Genomic DNA, 18,513 nt, shown 5'->3' on the forward strand with positions numbered 1-18,513 from the left:
CGACCGGCGCGCGCCCTGTCACTCCGGCGCGCGGCGCCGAGCCGGGTGGGACCGTCGGTGCGCGGGTGCGCCCCTGCCGGTCCGCACCCGGCGGGCGTCAGCGGTCCATCAGGGCGAACACGCCCCAGCCCAGGTATTCGCGCTGGTACCAGACATGGCGCAGGGGCCCGTTCGCCAGGTCCTCGCGCATCTCGTCGGCCAGTTCGTCGTCCGGGTTGGCGTCCAGCCAGCGGCGGATGCTGAGCCACTGCGCGGCCACGTACCGGTCCCAGCCGTCCTGGTCGGCGAGGACCATCTCGACGAGGTCGCAGCCGAGGCCGCCGAACTGCTCGACCAGCTCCGGGAGCGAACGGTAGTCGTCCCTGCTGCCGGCGTGGCAGCCCTCGACGGTCGCCCGGTCCGGGGGCTCCCGGCGCCAGTACGGCTCGCCGATGAGCATCGTCCCGCCGGGGGCGAGGCTCCCGCGCAGGAGTTCGACGGTGCCCGCCACCCCGCCGCCGATCCAGGTGGCGCCGACGCACGCGGCGATACCGACGGGCTCGTCGGCGACATTGCCCGCCGCATCCCCGTGCAGGAAGTCGACGCGGTCGGCGACGTCCAGTTCCCCGGCGCGGGCGCGCGCCTTCGCCAGGAACACGGTGCTGATGTCCACCCCTGTGCCGGTCACCCGGTGGTCGCGCGCCCAGGTGCACAGCATCTCGCCGCTGCCGCAGGCGAGGTCGAGCACGGCGGTGCCCGGTGCGGGGTCGAGGGCCCGGCCGAGAGCGGCCAGCTTCTCGCTGGTGAACGGGTTGTGAATGCGGTGTCCGCTCTCGCGGACGGTGAAGCTACGTGGGAGATCCACTTCTGGGATTCCTTCGGTCCGAGGAGATCGAGAAGGTCATGGAGGCCGGAATGCGCAGCCCGTCGTACGCGGCCGCGCTCGTCTGCACCGTCATCTTTCGCACCTCACCCGTCAGGAACCGTCACTCGCCCGGACCGGCCGAGGCTAGATCGGCGGACCTCGCGCGTCCAACGGTTTTCGCCGGGCCCGGCAGTTCTCACCGGGCCCGGCGGTTTTTGCCGACGTGGCAACAAAGTCCGGCCCATCGGATGACAATGAAAATGATTGTCGATAGCGTGTGCGTCGGTCACGTCGTCCACGCCCCGCCATGGGGCTTCCTCGGCGTGCCCTGACGCTCAACCGGAGTGCGCGAAAGGAGAGTTGTGGCTCATCTGTTGGTGGTCGAAAGCTGGGTCGGGTCGATGAGCAGACTGCTGCCACGGGCGATCCGGGAGGGTGGGCACGAGTTCACCTTCCTCACCCGGGACCTGCACCACTATCTGCGCTCCGCACCCGAGGGCACGGCCCATCCCCTGCTCGCGGCCCGCACCGTCACGACCGCCGAGACGAACGACCTCGCCACCCTGCTCCCGCACGTGGAGCGGCTGCACGAGGCCCTCGGCTTCGACGGAGTGGTCACCTCCTGCGACTACTACCTGCCCACCGTGGCGCGGATCGCCGCACGGCTGGGGCTTCCCGGGCCGACGCCCGAGGCCGTGGAGAACGCGTGCCGCAAGGACACCACCCGTCGCGTCCTGGACGAGGCCGGTGTTCCCGGCCCGCGGTTCGCCGTCTGCGCGGACCGGGCATCGGCCGAGGAGGCCGCCCGGGAGCTGGGCTTCCCGCTGGTGGTCAAGCCCGTCGACCTCTGCGCGGGCATGTTCGTACGGCGCGTGGACGACGAGCGGGAGCTGACCGAGGCCTGCCGGGCCATCGCGGACTTCCCGCTGAACGCCCGCGGACAGCTGCGCGCACCCGTGCTCCTCCTCGAAGAACTCCTCGACGGGCCCGAAGTCAGCGTGGAGACCGTGTCGTTCGCCGGTACGACACACGTGGTGGGCGTGACCGACAAGAGCCTCGGCGGGGCGCCCGCCTTCATCGAGACCGGCCACATGTTCCCCGCCGAGCTCGCCCCGGCCGACGCCGAGGCCGCCCAGGACACCGCCGTCCAGGCGATCAAGGCGCTCGGGCTGGACTCCGTCGTGGCCCACACCGAGATCAGGCTGACCGCCGCCGGGCCCCGCGTCGTCGAGGTCAACCCGCGCCCGGCGGGTAACCGCATCACCGAGCTCGTCCGTCACGTCACCGGCCTCGACCTGGCCGCCGCCTGCGTCGACGTGGCTCTCGACCGCGCCCCCGACCTGCGGCCCCGCGCCACCGGGCTCCGCAGCGCGGCCGTGGGTTTCCTCGTGCCGGACACCGAGGGCATGCTGGAGTCGGTCGAGGGGGCCGACCAAGTGCGGTCGGCAGAAGGCGTCTTGGAGATCCAGCTCGCCGAGCCGGGCCGGACGGTGAAGGCCGCGGGCAGCAACAACGAATACCTCGGCCATGTGATGGCGGGCGACGCCGAAGGGCCCGGTGCGCGGGCCCGGGTCGAGTCACTGCTGTCCGCACTGCGACCGCGGGTGACCACCCGATGAGGACACCGGCACGGGCACAGGGCCGGACGCGGGCACCGGTCTCGTACGACGATCTCGTGCGGCGGGTTCTCGCCGGTGAGCTGGGTCCGGAGCCCCGAGGGCTGCGTGTCGCGGTGGCGTTCACCACGAGTCAGGCCGTACGGCACGACGGGCGCCGCGGCGGCTATCGCAACGAGGTGCTCAGTCTGCGCCTCGGCCGGGCGGTCGGCTCGTGCGCGGTCGAGCCCGGGGCACTGCCGGACGGTGCGGTGGAGGACTGCGCCGGAGCCGACATCGCACGGCTGCTGGAGCATCCGCTCCCGTCGGTCCGCGTGGCGGCGCTGGACGCCTATCTGATGCATGTGCGCCCGCACGAACCGGAGCACGGGGCACTCCCCTGCCTCCTGCCCGCCGGAAGTTCCCTGGAGAAGTCCCGGGCCCGGGCGCGGGCCGTCGTCGAACTGCTGGACGTCCGGCCGGGGCAGACCGTGCTCGTCGTCGGTGTCGTCAACTCCCTTCTGGAGGAGCTGCGTTCGCGTGGCGTCTCGTACATACCGTGTGATCTCAAGGGCGGTACGACGGAGTGGGGCGAGCGTGTCGCGACCGACATGCACGCCGAACTCGGTCGCTGTGACGCCGTGCTGGCCTCCGGCATGACCCTCGGCAACGGGTCCTTCGAGTCGCTGCGGACGCATGCCCTGAGCAGCGGACAGCAGTTGGTGATGTTCGCGCAGACCGGCAGTGCCGTGCTGCCCTGGTTCCTCGGTGCCGGGGTGAGCGCCGTGTGTGCGGAGCCGTACCCCTTCTTCTGGCTGGACGGCGGTCCCGGTGTCATCCACCGCTACCGCGGTGCGGAGGCCGCGCTGTGACCACGGCCGCACTGCGTCCCCTCGCCGCCAACCCCGATCTGCTCTCCCTGGTCGGCCGCACACCGCTGGCCCGGGTGACCACCGATCTGCCCTGCCCGCAGCCGGGTTTCTGGGCCAAGCTGGAAGGTCTCGCCGCCGGCGGCATGAAGGCCCGCGCGGCGGTGTCCATGCTGCTCGGCGCCCGTGAACGGGGTGAACTGCGCCCCGGCGCACCGGTGGTGGAGTCCACCTCCGGGACGCTCGGCATCGGACTCGCCTTCGCCGGGCAGGCCCTGGGGCACCCCATCGTGCTCGTCGGCGACACCGAACTCGAACCGTCCATGCGGCAGTTGCTGCGCTCCTACGGTGCCCGTCTCGAACTCGTCGACCGGCCCGCAGGTGTGGGCGGCTGGCAGGCGGCCCGGCTGGCCCGGCTGCGCGAGCTCCTCGGGACGCTGCCGGACGCGTACTGGCCCGATCAGTACAACAACCCCGACAACATCGCCGGTTACGCCTCGCTCGCCGCCGAACTCGCCACCCAGCTCGACCATTTGGACGTGCTGGTGTGCAGCGTCGGCACGGGCGGTCACAGCGCGGGCATCGCGGGGCCGTTGCGCAGGCACTGGCCCGGGCTGCGGCTGATCGGTGTGGACGCCACCGGCTCCACCATCTTCGGCCAGCCCGCCAGGCCACGGCTGATGCGCGGCCTGGGCAGCAGCATCCATCCGCGCAACGTGGCCTACGAGGCCTTCGACGAGGTGCACTGGGTGGGCCCGGCCGAGGCCGCGGACGCCTGCCGGCGGCTCGCCCGGGGCAGTTTCGTCAGCGGCGGCTGGAGCACGGGCGCGGTCGCGCTGGTCTCCGCGTGGGCGGCCCGGGTCCATCCCGGTGCCGTGGTCGCCACCGTCTTCCCCGACGGCCCCCACCGCTATCTCGGTTCGGTCTACGACGACGACTTCGCGGCGGCCCACGGCCTCGACCCGGCCGCTGCCGCCACCCGCCCCGTCGAGATCCCGCACGCGCGTGCCGTCGAGGCCACCGGCTGGGTCCGCTGCACCACGGTGACCGACCCTCTGCTCACCCCCCTGGAAGGGAGCCCGTGAAGGCCACCCTGCGCACCGTACGGCTCACGCTCGCCGAGCCGCTGCGCATATCCCGTTCCGTGACGACCGCCCGCGACGCCGTCTGGCTCACGATCGAGCACGACGGCCTGCACGGCCACGGCGAGGCCGTCACCAGCGTCTACTACGGCCTCGACACCGCCACACTGCAAAAGGAGTTGTACGCGTCCGGCCGCGGCCTGGGCCGTTTCCCCGACCCGGAGAGCGCGTTGCGCGCCTGGTCGGCGCGGGACGGGCGGCCGGAGGACCGGCCGCCCGCGGTCACCGCCGCCGTGGAGGCCGCGCTGCTCGACCTGTGCGGCAAGCGGTCCGGCGCCCCCGTCCACCGACTGCTCGGAGCCGAAAGCGCTCCGAGTGCCTCCACCGCCCGTACCATCGGTATCGTCCCGGCCCCGCGCGCCGCCGCGCAGGCGCGCGCATTCGTGGCCGCCGGTTTCGCCCTCGTCAAGGTGAAGGCCGGCACACCGGACCCCGAGGACGACCTCGCCCGCGTCCGCGCCGTACGTTCCGCCGCGCCCGACGCCCGGCTCCTGCTCGACCCCAACGGCGCCTGGACCGCCGAGCAGACCCGCCATCTGCTGCCCCGGTACGCCGAGTTGGGTGTCGAGGCCGTCGAGCAGCCCGTCGCCCCCGGTGATCCGGAGGCGCTGGCACGGCTCGCCGAGCGTTCACCACTGCCGCTGATCGCCGACGAGGACGCCGTCGGGTTCGAAGACGTACGCCGTCTGGCGGGCCGGGTGCACGGGGTGAACGTCAAGCTCGCCAAGTGCGGCGGCCCCCGGGCCGCGCTGCGGATGGCCGAGCTGATCGCCGGCAGTGGCACCGAGCTGATGCTCGGCTGCCTCACCGCCAGCACGCTCGGCCTGGCGCCCGCCGTGCACCTCGCCGACCGCGCCCGCTGGGCCGACCTCGACGGGCATCTGCTGCTCGCCGACGACCCGTGGACCGGGATCGGCGGCGCCGACGGCGTCGTACGGGCGAGTGAGCTGCCCGGACTCGGCGTACGGGAGAAGGACGGGCACGGGAAGGACGGGCGGAGGCCGCGTACCGGAGAGGCGGCAGGTCCGTGAAGACGCTGTACGAGATACGCGGCTTCTCGCCCGCGATCCGGCTCCTCCTCGTCAACCAGTTCGGTGTCAACACCGGCTTCTACCTGCTCATCCCCTATCTGGCCACGCATCTGGGCGAGGACCTGGGCATGTCGGCGGCCGTCGTCGGGATCGTCCTCGGGGTGCGCAACCTCAGCCAGCAGGGGCTGTTCCTCATCGGTGGTTCGGCGGCGGACCGGCTCGGGGCACGCGGGGTGATCATCGCCGGCTGCGGAGTGCGCACGGCGGGCTTCGCGCTGTTCGCGCTCGGCGACGGGCTCGTGGTGCTGCTGGCCGCGTCCGTGCTGAGCGGGCTCGCCGGGGCGCTGTTCAACCCGGCCGTGCGGACCTATCTCGCGCAGGAGGCGGGCGAGCGCAAGGCCGAGGCGTTCGCGCTGTTCAACGTGTTCGCGACCACCGGGGCGCTGGTCGGACCGCTGCTCGGCAGTGTGCTGCTGCTCGTCGACTTCCGGGCGTCCGCGCTCAGCGCTGCCGGGATCTTCGCGGTGCTCACCGTGGCACAGGCCCTGGTGCTGCCCGCGCGGGCGGTACCGCCGAGTGCGGGCGGTGTGCTCGCGGACTGGCGCGAGGTGGTCGGCAACCGCGCCTTCCTCGCCTTCTCGCTGGCCATGGTCGGCATGTTCACCCTGGAGAACCAGCTGTATCTGCTGCTGCCCGACGGGGCCCGCCGGGCCACGGGCTGGGACGGCGCGGCCGGACTGGTCTTCCTCGTGGGCACGCTCGCCAATCTCGCCCTGCAGATGCGGCTCACCCGGGCGCTGAAGCCGTACGGCAGACGGGCGATCGGCGCCGGACTCGCCCTGATGGGACTGGCCTTCCTGCCGCCGATGCTGGTGTCGGGCGCCGGCTCCCCCGAGTGGTGGCACGCCGTTCCGGTCCTCGTGGGCGTCCTGCTCCTCTATGTGGGTGTCATGGTCGCGCAGCCCTTCGTGATGGAGCTGATCCCCGGTTTCGGACGGCCGGAGCTGACCGGCACCTACTTCGGCATCTTCTACATGGTGTCGGGGATCGCCGCGGCCGTCGGCAACACGGCCGTGGGCTGGGCCATGGACGCCGGGGACCGGCAGGACGCGGCCTGGCTGCCCTGGGCCTGCTGCCTGGTGTTCGGGCTGGCGTCGGCGGCCGGCTTCACCTGGCTGCGCCGTCTCGGCGCCCTGCCCGTACGTCCCGCCCCTGCCGTGGAGGCGACGGTATGACGAGCGGCAATCTGCTGACCGACAACCCGGAGCTGTACGAGGCCAGGTTCCCCGATCCCGAACGGCTGGCCGGGCGCTGGGCACAGGACTGTCTGCGCCGGTACGGGGCCGGACCGAAAGTCCTGGACCTGGGATGCGGCACCGGACGGGACGCGGCCCAACTGCACAGGGACGGCAGGTCGGTCGTCGGCGCCGATCTGTCCGAGGCGATGCTGGCGTACGCCCGCGACCGGCACCCCGGCCCGCGGTACGTACGCGCGGATCTGCGGGACTTCTCCCTCGGGCCCGAGGTGTTCGACGCGGTGGTGTGCCTGGACAGTGCGCTGCTGTACTGCCACACCAACGACGACCTCGACGGCTTTCTCGCCTCCTGCCGCCGGACCCTCGCTCCCGGCGGGCTCCTCGTCGCGGAGATGCGCAACGGCGCCTATTTCCTCGGCCGCGACGACCTGCTGGACACGCCCAGGGACAACTCCCTCACCTGGCAGGGCGTTTCCTACCGCTCCACGACCACCCTGCGCATCGACCGCACCGCGCAGCTCCTACGCCGTACCCGCGTCTGGACCACCGACGACGGCTCGGCTCCCGTCGAACAGCGCTCGGCCTGGCGGCTGCTGCTCCCGCAGGAGCTGCGCCACTTCCTGACGGCGCACGGCTTCACCGTGCTGGAGCTGCACGACGGTCCGGGGCCCCGTACCGAACCGCCGTGGCAGGAGGGCGACCTGCCCGGTACGGCGGCCGACGCCGACCGGCTGCACGTGGTGGCACGCCTGGCTGGCTGACCGCGCCGCGCTCCCCGCCTCGCACAGAGCACCTCATGCGCACCTCATGCACCTCATGCACCTCCCCACCTCACACAGCAAGGACATGCCCATGCAGGACCACCCCGGCCTCCGCCGCAGAGGCTTTCTCACGGCGGCCTCCGGTATCGGCGCCCTGGCCCTCGTCGGCTGCGGCGGCTCGAACGACTCCGGCGACAGCAGCGGCGGAGGCGACGGCAAACCCCGGCGCGGCGGACGGCTGCGGGCCGCCTTCGCGGGCGGCGGGGCGAGCGAGACACTCGATCCGCACCTGGCCAACCTGTTCGCCGACGTGGCCCGCGCCAAGGCGCTCTTCGACAAGCTGGCCGACTACGGGGACGACCTCTCCGCCCAGCCGCGCCTGGCCTCCGGCTGGGAGCCGAACGCGGGACTCGACCGCTGGAAGGTCACCCTGCGCAAGGCCGACTTCCACGACGGGAAGCCCGTCACCGCCGAGGACGTCCTCTTCAGCTACCGCCGGATCGCCGACCCCGAGAAGACGTTCCGGGCCAAGGCGTCCCTCGAACCCATCGACCTCAGGGCGAGCCGGGCCGTGGACGAGCGGACCGTGGAGTTCGTGCTCAAGCGGCCGACCGCCGAATTCCCCAATGTGCTCGCCGCGTTCGGCGCGTACATCGTCCCCGACGGATCCTCCGCGGCCGACTTCGACAGGAAGCCGGTCGGCTCGGGGCCGTTCCGCTTCGTGTCGTTCGCGCCGGGCCGTTCGGCGGTCTTCCGGCGCAACGACGACCACTGGGACGGCGCCCCGTACCTCGACGAGGTGGAGTTCGTCGTCGCCAACGAGGAGTCCGCGCGGGTCAACGCCCTGCTCGGCGGGCAGGTCGAGTACGCCCATGAGCTGAACCCGACGACCGCCCGCGCCCACGAGGGCAGGGGCCGGATCGAGATCGTCCGGCTGCGCAACAGCGCCATGCAGGCCTTCGCCATGAAGACCGACCGGGCGCCCTTCGACGACAAGCGGGTCCGGGAGGCGTTCTTCCTCATCGCCGACCGCCAGGAACTCATCGACGGGGCGCTGTCCGGGGCGGGCGTCGTCGGCAACGACCTCTTCGGGAAGGGGTACGAGTACTACGCCGACGGGCTGCCCCAGCGCGAGCAGGATCTCGACCGGGCCCGCTCCCTCCTCAAGCAGGCGGGCGCCGAGAAGCTGAAGGTCACCCTGGACACCTCGGCGGTCGCGGCCGGGTTCACCGAGGCGGCCGGCATCTTCCGGGACCAGGCCGCGCAGGCCGGTGTCACCGTCGAGGTCAGGATGGGCAGCAAGGACTCGTACTGGGCCGACATCCTCGATTCCGGGACCCTGTGCTGCTACCGCTCGGGAGCCATGCCCATCGAGGCGCACATCTCGCAGCGCCTCCTCACCGACTCCACCACCAACGCCACCAAGTGGCACCACAAGGACTTCGACGCGCTCTACCAGCAGGCGCAGGCCACGAAGGACGCCGAGGATCGCGCCGCCGTGTTCGGCCGGATGCAGCGCAGACTGTACGCCGAGGGCGGCTTCCTGGTGTGGGGGTTCGCCGACTGGATCATCGGAACCGCCCGTACGGTCAGGGGTGTTGACCGCAAGGCGCCCGCCAACACGCTCGACTGGGCGCGGTTCGACAAGGTCTGGCTGGCGTGAGCGGACTCGGTTCCTGGGCCGCCCGGCGGCTGCTGCTCGGCGGCGTGCAGACCGTGGCCGTGGTGCTGCTGGTCTTCGCGCTCACCGAGGCGCTGCCGGGCGACGCGGCGGTGGCCCTCGCCGGGGACCAGCCCGACCCGGCGCGCATCGCCGCCATCCGCGAGGCGATGGACCTGGACCGGCCGGCGTACGAACGGTTCGCCGACTGGGCGGCCGGGCTCCTGCACGCCGACTTCGGCACCTCCCTGGCCTCCGGGCGGCCCGTCACCTCGTACCTCTCCGGTGCCTTCGGGCCGACGCTGCTGCTCGCCGCGCTCACCGTGGTGCTGCTGGTGCCGGTCGGGGTGGGGCTCGGGGTGCTGGCCGCACGGTTCGAGGGGCGGTTCGTGGACCGGCTGGTCAGTGCGGTGACCCTCGGGGTGTACGCGGTACCGGAGTTCGCGTTCGGGGTGCTCCTCGTGACGGTGTTCGCGCTGCGGCTCGACTGGCTGCCGCCGACGGCGGTCGGCTACGGCACGGATCTGCTCGCGCATCCGGCCGCGCTGGTCCTGCCGGTGCTCGTCCTCCTCTCCCGCCCGGTGTGCTCACTGTCCCGGCTGGTGCGCGCCGGAATGATCGACGCGCTCGCCTCGCCGTACGTCGCCCATGCCCGGCGGTACGGGATTCCGGGCGCCCGGGTCCGGTACGCGCACGCCCTGCCGAACGCGGTCGCACCGGCCGCTCAGCAACTCGCCCGTACCGTCGACTGGTTGCTGTGCGGGGTGATCGTCGTGGAGGCCCTGTTCGTGATCCCCGGCCTGGGAACCGTGCTGATGAACGCCGTGTCCGAACGGGACGTGCCCGTGGTGCAGGGGCTCGCGGTGGTCTTCGGGGTGATCACGGTGGTGCTGAACCTGGGGGCCGATCTGGTCACCCACCGGTTCGCGCCACGGGCGGAGGTGGCCGCGTGAGAGCTCTTGGCCGGGTGAGATCTGTGCGCGGTGGACTGCCGCTCGGGCGTTTCGCGCTCGGGGCCGTCCTGGTGGGTGTGCCGCTCGTGCTCGCCCTGTGCGGGCCGCTGCTCGCGGGCGGGCCCGGACCGCGGGCCGCCTCGTTCACGCTCGGGGACGGGCACTGGCTGGGCACGGACTTCGTGGGGCGTGACGTGTGGCGGCAGGTGCTGCTCGGCGGCCGGCCCGTGGTGGTCGTCGCGCTCACGGCGACGGCGCTGGCGTATCTCGTGGCGCTGCCGCTCGGGCTGATCGGTGCGCTGACGCACAGAACCTGGCTGGAGGAGACACTGATGCGGCCGTTGGACGTGCTGCTCGCCGTACCGTCCCTGCTGATGATCCTGCTGGTGGCCTCCGTGTTCCCGCCCGGCGCCACCGGGCTCGCGCTGCTGGTGGCGCTCGTGAACATCCCGGACGCCGCGCGGATCGTCCGGGCCGCAGCCGCCGACGTGGCCTCCCGGCCGGCGGTGGAGGCGCTGCGGATGCAGGGCGAGTCGTGGTGGCGTATCGCCGTGGGCCATGTCGGCCGGTCGATCCTGCGCCCGCTCGCCGCCGACGCGGGGGTACGGCTGACGGGTGTCCTGTATCTGGTGGCCACGGCCGCGTTCCTGGGCATCGGGGTGGCACCGGACGCGGCCGACTGGGCGGTGATGGTGGACCGCAACCGTACGGGGCTTTTCGTACAGCCCTGGGCCGTGGTCGTCCCGGCGCTGCTGATCGTGGCCCTGACCATGGGCTGCAACCTGCTGTGCGACGCGGCGCTCGGGGACTCGGCGTCAAAGGGCTCGGCACTCAGGAAGGGACCGCGTTCATGAACGGGCCGAGCCGTGCGGACGAGCCCTTGCCGGTGGCGGAGATCGACGGGCTGACCGTGGAGGTCGGCGGTAGACGCATCGTCGACGGGGTGAGCCTGCGGGTGCTGCCGGGGAGGGTGACCGCGCTGGTCGGGGCCTCCGGCAGCGGGAAGACGACCACGGGGCGTGCGCTGCTGGGCGAGTTCCCGCACGGGGCGCGCGTCGAGGGTTCCGTACGGGTGGCGGAGGCATTGGTCGGTCACGTCCCGCAGCATCCGGCGACCGTGCTCAATCCCGCGCGGCGGGTGGGGGCGCTGCTGCACGACATCGCGCGCGGTCAGGTGCGTGCGATGCCTCGCCGCGAGCGGGTCCCGGCGGCACGGAAGCGAGTCCTCGACGCCTTGGAGGCGGCCCAACTGGACAGTGGGGAGACATTGTTGCGGCGCTTCCCGCATCAGCTCTCGGGCGGTCAGCAGCAACGGCTGGTCCTCGCGCAGGCGTTGCTGCTCGGTGCCCGGGTCGTCGTCGCGGACGAGCCCACCACCGGTCAGGACGCGCTCACCAGACGCCGGGTCGTGGACGAGCTGGCGGCGGTCGCCGCGCGCGGGATCGGGGTGGTCCTGCTCAGCCACGACCTGGAGACGGTACGCGCGCTCGCCGACGAGGTGCTGGTGATGCGGGACGGCGGGGTCGTGGAGTCGGGCCCGACGGAACGGGTGTGGCTGGCCCCCACCCATCCCTGGACACGTCAACTCCTGTACGTACAGCAGCCGTTGGCGGAGCCCGCTCGGCACGGCCCTCACTCGGAGGCCGTACTGCGGGTGCAAGGACTCCGGGCCCGCCACCGGCCCGGTGCCGAGGTACTGCGCGTCCCGGAATTCGCCGTGCACCCCGGCGAATGCCTCGCCGTGCTCGGCCGTTCGGGCAGCGGCAAGACGACCCTCGCCCGCTGCCTCGCCGGACTCCATCGCACGTACGAGGGCCAGGTGCTGCTCGACGGGGTCGCGCTCCCGCGCAGTCTGCGGGACCGGGGACGGGAGCGCCTCGCGGCCGTGCAGTACGTCTTCCAGGACGCGCGCGCCTCCTTCGACGAGCACCGGCCCGTCCTGGACCAGGTGGCCCGAACGGCGGTGAGACTGCGCGGGGTTGCCGCCCCGGAGGCACGGGCGGAGGCGTCGGCGACCCTCGAAAGCCTCGGTCTGAGCGAAGAGTTGGCGGCCCGCGTCCCCGCCCGGCTGTCCGGCGGCGAGCTCCAGCGGGCCGCGCTCGCCAGGGCACTGCTCGCACGGCCGCGGGTCCTGGTGTGCGACGAGCTCACGTCCGGGCTCGACACGGTCACCCGCCGGGGCCTCCTCGACCTGCTCGCCACACTGCTCCGCGACCGTGACGACCTCTCCCTCGTCCTCATCACCCACGACCTCGACACGGCCCGGCTCGCCACGCGGATCGCCGTGCTGGACGGCGGTGAGGTGGTCGAACAGGGACCGGCGCGGGACGTTCTCACGGCGCCCGCGCATCCGTTCACCGTGTCGCTGGTCGAGTCGTCGGCGCAGTCGGCTGCGAACGCGACGGTGAAGTCGGCTGTGAAGTCGTCGGTTCGGCCGGCGGGGCAGGTCTGAACGAGGCCGGTGCCGGGCCCAGCACCGGCCTCGTTCAGATCCAGCCCTGCTGCCAGGCGTGGTGGGCGGCGGCGTGCCGGGTCGGTGTGCCCAGCTTGGACATGGCGGCGGAGAGGTAGTTGCGGACCGTGCCGGGGGCCAGATGGACCGCGGCGGCGATCTGGACGACCGAGGCGCCGGTGCGGGCGGCGCGCAGGACCTCCAGTTCGCGGTCGGTGAGGGGGCAGTCGTCCTCGGTGAGCGCGGAGGCGGCGATGTCCGGGTCGACGTAACGGCGGCCCGCGGCGATGTCGCGGATGATCCCGGCGAGCACGGCCGCCGAGGTGGTCTTGGGGACGAACCCGCGGACGCCCGCGGTCAGGGCGCGGCGCAGCACGGCGGGGCGGGCGTGCCGGGTGACCAGGACGATCCGTGTGGGCGGTACGGCGGCCCGGATCTCCTCGGCGGCCCGCAGTCCGTCGGTGGGCGGCATCTCCAGGTCGAGGACGGCGATGTCGGGGCGGTGCTCGCGGGCCAGCCGCACCGCGTCGGTGGAGGTGGCGGCCTCGGCGACCACGGTGAGGTCGTGTTCCAGTCCGAGCAGTGCCACCAGGGCGCTTCTGAGGAGGTCCTCGTCGTCGGCGATCAGCAGGCGGATCAACGTGCCGCTCCGTTCCCGGGGACGGCCGGGCCGGCCTCTGCCGTCCCGGGAGCGACCGGTCCGGCCGCTGTGGCCGGCCCGATCGGCAGCAGGGCGGTGACCGCGAAGTGTTCGCCGTCGCGGTGCCAGGTCAACTCGCCTTCGGCCACGCGCAGTCGCTCCCCCAGTGAAGGCAGCCCGGTGCCCCGGGCCGGGTGCCGGGCGGTGTCCGGTGGCTCGTCGGCGCCGTCGTTGCTCACCCGCAGCCGGGCGAGGCCGCCGGTGACCCGGTAGTCGACCTCCGCGTGCCGGGCCCGGCTGTGCCGGAGCACGTTGGTGGTGGCCTCCCGCATCACCAGGCCCAGCAGATGGCGTACCGGCTCGGGAAGTCCGTCGGCGGCCGTCGTCCGTTCGAGGGTCGTGCGCGCGTCGATGCCCGCGGCGGCGAGTACGCGGGTCGCGTTGGTGATCTCGTCGTCCAGGGTCGTCCGCCGGTAGCCCTGCACCACGGCCCTCGTGTCGCTCAGCGTGTCGGCGGCCAGCTGCCGCACCTCGCGCATCTCGGCGGCGGCGCGCTCCGGGTCGGCGTCCACCAGCCGTTCCGCCAACTCGCTTTTCAGGGCGATGACTTGAAGGTGATGTCCCTGGATGTCGTGCAGGTCTGCGGCGAACCTGAGCCGCTCGTCCTTCACCGCCAGCTCCGCCTCCAGCCGACGCGCCTCGTCGAGGCGCCGCGCGGTGTCCCAGGCCCACAGGGGGCCGAGCAGCACCCAGACGGTGAACGCGACCAGCCCGGCCGGGAAGAGCGCGGCGTGCGCCAACTCGCCGTCCTGGGCGGCCAGGCTGACGACAGCGCCGGGCAGGAGCGCGAAGAGCACCGAACCGATGATCAGCGGCCGTCTGGCCCGCGGTGCGAGGTAGGTCGCGACGATCGCCACCACCGTGGCGGGCGCCACCGCCCACAGCCCGTAGTTGCGTACGGCGAGCGCGCACACGGCCAGCACGGTCCCGGCCGCGCACGCGGTGATCAGCCAGCCCACGGGCGGCCCCGCGCCGGGGCTCATGCCCGCTTCGGGGCTCGCGCCCGCCCCGGGGCTCGCGTCCGCCCCGGGGCTCGCGTCCGCCCCGGGGCTCGCGTCCGCCCTGGGGCTCGCGTCCGCCCTGGGGAGGAGTGCCAGCCGGCGGGTGAGGAGCACCACGCTCGCCACCACCTCGACCGCCAGCGCGACGGCGGCCGGGCCCCGGGCCCAGCGGGAGACGTCCTCGTCGAGGATCCACTCCCCGACGAAGAGAAGCTGGACGCCGGCGGCCATGCCCGGCACGGTCCACCACGTGTGGCGCCGGAGCCCGGTCAGTCCGGTCGGTCCGGTCGGTCCGGTCCCGTGAGCGTTCTCCCCGTCCCGCATCCGGCCATTGTCGCCGACACGGGCCCGTCGGGCGGAGTGTCGTCACGGCCCGTCCCGACATGACAGATGTCATCCGCGCACGTGACAACTCCACCTGTGCGCATACGGGTTCGGCACTACTGGCGGCTGACCGGTCCGGCGCAGTGTGAAGGCGTCGAAAACCTCCTGCCCGTACGTCCCACCACCTGGAGTCGCCATGACCGCCACGTCCACCGCGACCGCCCCCATCGACCCGGAACCCGACACGGCGTCCGGCAGGACGTCGCCGTGGTGGCGGCCCGCCGAACTGCTCAAGCGGCGCTGGCCGACGTTCCTGGCCGTGGCGCTCGTGCTCCTCATGTCGGCCGACGGCGGCTCGGGCGATCCGGCCGACAGCGTGAGCGCGTTCGGGGACGCCCTGCCCCTCCTGCCGCTGCTGTACGTGATCACCCATCAGCTCGGTCGGCCACGGGCGACCTGGCCCGTGCTGGGGCTGGGCCTCGCCGTCGTGGTGGGCCTGCGGGCGCAGGACCTGGTCTCGCAGCCCGTCGCGCTGGTCACGCTCGCCCTGGCGGTCCTGGTGTGGGGCGCGGTGCGCGGAACTCCGCACGGGCGGACCGTCTTCGGGGTGCAGGCCGCGGGGACACTCGTCTTCGGCGCGCTCGCCCTGGTGGGTCTGGCGGTCGACCCCGACCTGGGCCGTTACCTCGTGGCGGCCGGCTGGTTCTTCCACGGCGTCTGGGACTTCGTCCACCTCAGGCATAGCAGGCTCGACCAGGTCGTCTCCCCCACGTTCGCGGAGTGGTGCGCGGTGGTGGACGTCCTGGTCGCCGTGCAACTGCTCTTCCTGCTGTGAGTGACTGTGCGTGCCGGTCAGTGCCGGTCAGTGCCGCTCAGCGGAAGTCCACCTCCACCGGGTCCGCCACCACGCTCGTACGGGGCACTCGCGCGACGAGGGCCAGAAGGTCCTCCCGCGCGCTGCCGACGGGCACGCCGAAGCCGCCCAGCCAGTCCTCCAGCCGGGCGGCGTCGGTGTCGAGCGTGAGGGTGTAGCGGTAGCGGCCGGGTCGTCGGGGGGCGAAGTGCGCGAAGGTCATGAGGGGCAGGCAGCCGGGGCCCGAGGTCGGGTCCCACGACTCGCCCGGCGCCAGTGTGCGCAGGTCCGCCGGGCGCAGCGGGCCGACGAGGGGGTCCTCGGCCGGTGCGGGGGACGCCACGACGGCGCCGGACCCGGCGGAACCTGCGTCCTCGCCCCCGCCCCCGACGTCTCCCTCCCCCTCACCTTCACCTTCACCGGCTCGCGTGATCGTCGGTCGGTAGCGCGGGAAGCGCAGTCCGTTCTCGGAGCCGTCGAGCACTCCCGCGATCCACAGGTGATGGCCGCCGGTGTTGCGGAGCTCCACCCGCACGGGGGCCGGGAGGCCGAGGGGCTGGGGCCCGCTCGGCCCGTACAGGACGAGGTCGATCACGCGACGGCTTCCTTCCTGTGGCCGTACCTGAACCCGTTCGCACAGTTGTACCGTCCCGGGGACCGGAAAGGGCGCTCACGGGCAGAGGGGTGTCCCGTGAGCGCCCTTCCGGGCGCGGGCCGGCCGGGGTCAGCCGCCGAACTCCTCGGTGAGCCGCGCCTTCGTGGAATCGACCTGGTCGCGTACGGCGTCCTTGACGAACGGCTTGAACGCGGGTGTGTCGAAGTGCCGGACCAGCCGGTCGAGCGTGGTGTTGGCCTCTTCGAGGTCGCCCTGGCGGGCGTAGGCGCGGGCGAGGCGCCGTGAGGCCAGGTTGAGCGTCAGGTTGTCGACGCCCTTGCCCTGCTGGGAGACCTTCACGACCTGGGCGAGCTGTTCGATCCCGGACTTGGGGTCCGGGGGCCGTACGGTCAGTTCGGTCTTGTCCGGGCTCAGGCTCTTGAACTCGTGCTCGAAGTTGAGGCCCTTGGCGAGGCGCGCGTACACGGCGAAGGGGTGGGTGCCGTGCCGCTCGATGACCTCCTGGAGCGCGTCGTTGCCGGACCGCAGTGACGGCGAGTCGGAGCCGCGCAGGGCGAGGATCTTGCCCTGTTCCTCCCCCATCATCAGCTCGGCGAGCCGGAGGTCGGCCTGGCTGACCGGATGCCGTACGTCGAGCCGCAGCACCGGCGAGACGATCCGGGACCCGTCGGAGGCCAGGTAGGCGGCCCGCAGCTGGTAGGTGCCCGGCTGCTGGAAGTAGTGCCCGTCGCGGCCGTAGCCGATGTAGGCGCTGCTGTAGATCGCGGGCCGGCCGGCGTCCAGGCGCACGGTCTGGTCCTGGTCGACGCAGCGGCGCAGCAGCGGCCGGTAGAGCACGGTACGTCCGGAGGGCTGCCGGATGGCGATGCTGACGAGTTCGTCGTCCGGGTGGAGGTGGTTGTGGGTGGCACGGCCTCGCAGGTCGGTCGTCTCCAACTTCAGCTCCACGACCACCGGTTCGCCGAAAGCGAGGCCGCTCTTGTCGGCGCGCAGACCGAGGCGCAGGCCGGACTCGTCGGTGAGGGGCTCGTCGAAGAGTGCCGGTTCGACATCGGCGGCACCGGTGGCGAACGCGTTGGCGCCCATGACGACGTCCCGGTAGAAGCCGTGCCGCAGATGCATCTGCTCGTTGTCGGTGAACTGGAAGGGGAAGGCGCCCCAGTAGGCGGCCGCTCCGCCGTTCCCGTTCAACGGCTGGTAGTTCTGCGGGTAGTTCATCCACGACAGGTCCGCGAAGCCGTTGTTGCCGCCGAGCGGGGCCGGCGGCGTGGCCAGGTTCTTCTGCCAGGAGTGCAGCAGGTTGAAGGCATGGCCGATCTCATGGACGTACGTGCGCAGCATGGCGCGTTGTTCTTCGGGGCCGGCGCCCTGGATCAGGTCGTAGAAGACCGCGCAGCCCTGTCGCTGGAAGGAGTCGGCAGCGTCGAACATGATGCCGCGCACGCCCGCCATGCCTTCGTAGCTGCTGGCGACCAGCAGCCACAGTTTCCACTGCGGGGCGTTGCGCCAGAGGCTGAAGTTGGTCTCCATGGCGGCGTGGAGTTCGGTGTTGGTCCAGCCGTTCTGGCTGTTCGCGATGACGTTCGCGGTGCCGGAGACCAGCAGCTCGATACCGGCCTCGGCGTAGGCCCGCGGCACGGTGAGGATCCGGGCGGGGCTGTTGGCGGGCTGCGGCAGCGATCCGGTGTCGTACGAGAGGAAGGGCACGGCCCCGGTGACGGAGTCCTGCTCCCACTCGACGGTACGGAAGTGCGGCGAGACGTACGGGCAGACGTAGGTGGCACCCAACTGGCTTGGCGGGCGCAGGAATTCGACGGTCGCGGCGCCGGGCCGCTGGTTCGTCCTGCTGCGCGGGACGGTGACCCGCACGAGTGTGTACGCGGTCTGCCAGGTGTAGGAGGCGATTCCCCTGATGACGACCTGGGTCGAAGTCCAGGAGACGGAGGGCGCGTCCACGACGAACGAGCCGAAGTACGCCTGCGTACCGCCGCCCGTGCTGGAGAAGTCGCCGCTGACCTTCCGCAGGACCTTCGGGCCGCCGGGGACGCTGTCGACGTCCACGCGCAGGGTCAGTTCGTAGCCGCCGCTGATGCCGCGGTAGCGGCCGCGGGTGGGGCGGTGGGCCGGGAGTGCGGCACCGGACTCGGCGCGGGCGGCCGGTCCGCCGGCGGGCTGACGCTGCTCCGTGCCGCGTTCCGTGCCGTCCGCCGTGGCGCGTTCCGTCGCGCCCGCTTCGGTGGCGTACTCGCCCCGGTCGCTCTCCTGACCGCTCTCCCACTCCTCGGGGAAAGAGGTGTCGGCCAGGGGTGTCGCCGAGAAGTCGGCCGTCCCCGTCGTCGGGTCTCCGCTGGCTGTTGACATGGCGACAAGCCCTCCGTTCGCTCGACACGCCGTGCAACGGGTGGCGTCCGCGCGACGCCACCCTGGTCCCGACCGGCCGGAAGGACTGGTGCGAG

16 protein-coding genes are annotated in these 18,513 nt (G+C 72.6%); 11 read left to right on the forward strand and 5 right to left on the reverse strand.

Annotated elements, in window-relative coordinates; translation table 11 throughout:
- Positions 1–97: 97 nt before the first annotated feature.
- Complete coding sequence (locus J8N05_RS25910) at positions 98–844, reverse strand: SAM-dependent methyltransferase (protein ID WP_210886545.1); 747 nt, start codon at positions 842–844, stop codon at positions 98–100.
- A 362-nt stretch (positions 845–1,206) separates the two neighbouring features.
- Here J8N05_RS25910 and J8N05_RS25915 point away from each other — a divergent pair, with 362 nt between their 5' ends.
- The 10 genes from J8N05_RS25915 (at position 1,207) to J8N05_RS25960 (ending at position 12,563) form a co-directional block, all read left to right on the forward strand.
- Entirely contained in the window at positions 1,207–2,463 is a 1,257-nt protein-coding gene (locus J8N05_RS25915; protein WP_210886546.1) for an ATP-grasp domain-containing protein, read from the forward strand.
- Complete coding sequence (locus J8N05_RS25920; RefSeq protein WP_210886547.1) at positions 2,460–3,311, forward strand: Rossmann-like domain-containing protein; 852 nt, start codon at positions 2,460–2,462, stop codon at positions 3,309–3,311. Before J8N05_RS25915 ends, J8N05_RS25920 begins: the two co-directional genes overlap by 4 nt.
- Entirely contained in the window at positions 3,308–4,393 is a 1,086-nt protein-coding gene (locus J8N05_RS25925; protein WP_210886548.1) for a PLP-dependent cysteine synthase family protein, read from the forward strand. The genes J8N05_RS25920 and J8N05_RS25925 overlap by 4 nt, the downstream gene beginning before the upstream one ends.
- Positions 4,390–5,481, forward strand: coding sequence for a dipeptide epimerase (locus J8N05_RS25930; protein ID WP_210886549.1), 1,092 nt, complete (start codon positions 4,390–4,392; stop codon positions 5,479–5,481). The genes J8N05_RS25925 and J8N05_RS25930 overlap by 4 nt, the downstream gene beginning before the upstream one ends.
- The gene (locus J8N05_RS25935) at positions 5,478–6,716 is read left to right on the forward strand and encodes an MFS transporter (RefSeq protein WP_210886550.1); all 1,239 of its coding nucleotides are present in this window, start codon (positions 5,478–5,480) and stop codon (positions 6,714–6,716) included. Before J8N05_RS25930 ends, J8N05_RS25935 begins: the two co-directional genes overlap by 4 nt.
- Positions 6,713–7,498, forward strand: coding sequence for a class I SAM-dependent DNA methyltransferase (locus J8N05_RS25940; RefSeq protein WP_210886551.1), 786 nt, complete (start codon positions 6,713–6,715; stop codon positions 7,496–7,498). Before J8N05_RS25935 ends, J8N05_RS25940 begins: the two co-directional genes overlap by 4 nt.
- A gap of 91 nt (positions 7,499–7,589) precedes the next feature.
- The gene (locus tag J8N05_RS25945) at positions 7,590–9,161 is read left to right on the forward strand and encodes an ABC transporter substrate-binding protein (RefSeq protein ID WP_407699928.1); all 1,572 of its coding nucleotides are present in this window, start codon (positions 7,590–7,592) and stop codon (positions 9,159–9,161) included.
- Entirely contained in the window at positions 9,158–10,111 is a 954-nt protein-coding gene (locus tag J8N05_RS25950; protein ID WP_210886553.1) for an ABC transporter permease, read from the forward strand. The genes J8N05_RS25945 and J8N05_RS25950 overlap by 4 nt, the downstream gene beginning before the upstream one ends.
- A 23-nt stretch (positions 10,112–10,134) precedes the next feature.
- The gene (locus tag J8N05_RS25955; RefSeq protein WP_247706487.1) at positions 10,135–10,965 is read left to right on the forward strand and encodes an ABC transporter permease; all 831 of its coding nucleotides are present in this window, start codon (positions 10,135–10,137) and stop codon (positions 10,963–10,965) included.
- Entirely contained in the window at positions 10,962–12,563 is a 1,602-nt protein-coding gene (locus J8N05_RS25960; protein ID WP_210886554.1) for an ABC transporter ATP-binding protein, read from the forward strand. Before J8N05_RS25955 ends, J8N05_RS25960 begins: the two co-directional genes overlap by 4 nt.
- A 34-nt stretch (positions 12,564–12,597) precedes the next feature.
- Here the strand turns inward: J8N05_RS25960 and J8N05_RS25965 are convergent, their stop codons facing one another.
- Complete coding sequence (locus J8N05_RS25965) at positions 12,598–13,203, reverse strand: response regulator transcription factor (protein WP_210886555.1); 606 nt, start codon at positions 13,201–13,203, stop codon at positions 12,598–12,600.
- On the reverse strand, positions 13,200–14,495 hold the full coding sequence (locus tag J8N05_RS25970; protein WP_247706488.1) for a sensor histidine kinase: 1,296 nt from the start codon (positions 14,493–14,495) through the stop codon (positions 13,200–13,202). Before J8N05_RS25970 ends, J8N05_RS25965 begins: the two co-directional genes overlap by 4 nt.
- A gap of 289 nt (positions 14,496–14,784) precedes the next feature.
- Here J8N05_RS25970 and J8N05_RS25975 point away from each other — a divergent pair, with 289 nt between their 5' ends.
- Positions 14,785–15,423: a DUF6010 family protein gene (locus J8N05_RS25975; RefSeq protein ID WP_210886557.1), complete on the forward strand. Its 639-nt coding sequence runs from the start codon at positions 14,785–14,787 to the stop codon at positions 15,421–15,423.
- Positions 15,424–15,460: 37 nt separating this feature from the next.
- On the opposite strand, the gene J8N05_RS25980 is transcribed toward J8N05_RS25975, so the two are convergent.
- Both J8N05_RS25980 and J8N05_RS25985 read right to left on the reverse strand, forming a co-directional pair.
- Positions 15,461–16,036, reverse strand: coding sequence for a hypothetical protein (locus J8N05_RS25980; protein ID WP_210886558.1), 576 nt, complete (start codon positions 16,034–16,036; stop codon positions 15,461–15,463).
- A 129-nt stretch (positions 16,037–16,165) separates the two neighbouring features.
- Complete coding sequence (locus J8N05_RS25985) at positions 16,166–18,418, reverse strand: zinc metalloprotease (RefSeq protein ID WP_210886560.1); 2,253 nt, start codon at positions 18,416–18,418, stop codon at positions 16,166–16,168.
- Positions 18,419–18,513: the final 95 nt, after the last annotated feature.

Source organism: Streptomyces liliiviolaceus (assembly GCF_018070025.1).
Taxonomy (GTDB): Bacteria; Actinomycetota; Actinomycetes; order Streptomycetales; family Streptomycetaceae; genus Streptomyces; species Streptomyces liliiviolaceus.

What these genes read in the sequence shown, in the direction of transcription:
- J8N05_RS25920 (WP_210886547.1), top strand. Translation starts at nt 2,460, where the DNA reads ATGAGGACACCGGCACGGGCACAGGGCCGGACGCGGGCACCGGTCTCG.
- J8N05_RS25940 (WP_210886551.1), top strand. Translation starts at nt 6,713, where the DNA reads ATGACGAGCGGCAATCTGCTGACCGACAACCCGGAGCTGTACGAGGCC.
- J8N05_RS25945 (WP_407699928.1), top strand. Translation starts at nt 7,590, where the DNA reads ATGCAGGACCACCCCGGCCTCCGCCGCAGAGGCTTTCTCACGGCGGCC.
- J8N05_RS25960 (WP_210886554.1), top strand. Translation starts at nt 10,962, where the DNA reads ATGAACGGGCCGAGCCGTGCGGACGAGCCCTTGCCGGTGGCGGAGATC.
- J8N05_RS25970 (WP_247706488.1), bottom strand. Translation starts at nt 14,495, where the DNA reads ATGGCCGCCGGCGTCCAGCTTCTCTTCGTCGGGGAGTGGATCCTCGAC.
- J8N05_RS25975 (WP_210886557.1), top strand. Translation starts at nt 14,785, where the DNA reads ATGACCGCCACGTCCACCGCGACCGCCCCCATCGACCCGGAACCCGAC.
- J8N05_RS25985 (WP_210886560.1), bottom strand. Translation starts at nt 18,418, where the DNA reads ATGTCAACAGCCAGCGGAGACCCGACGACGGGGACGGCCGACTTCTCG.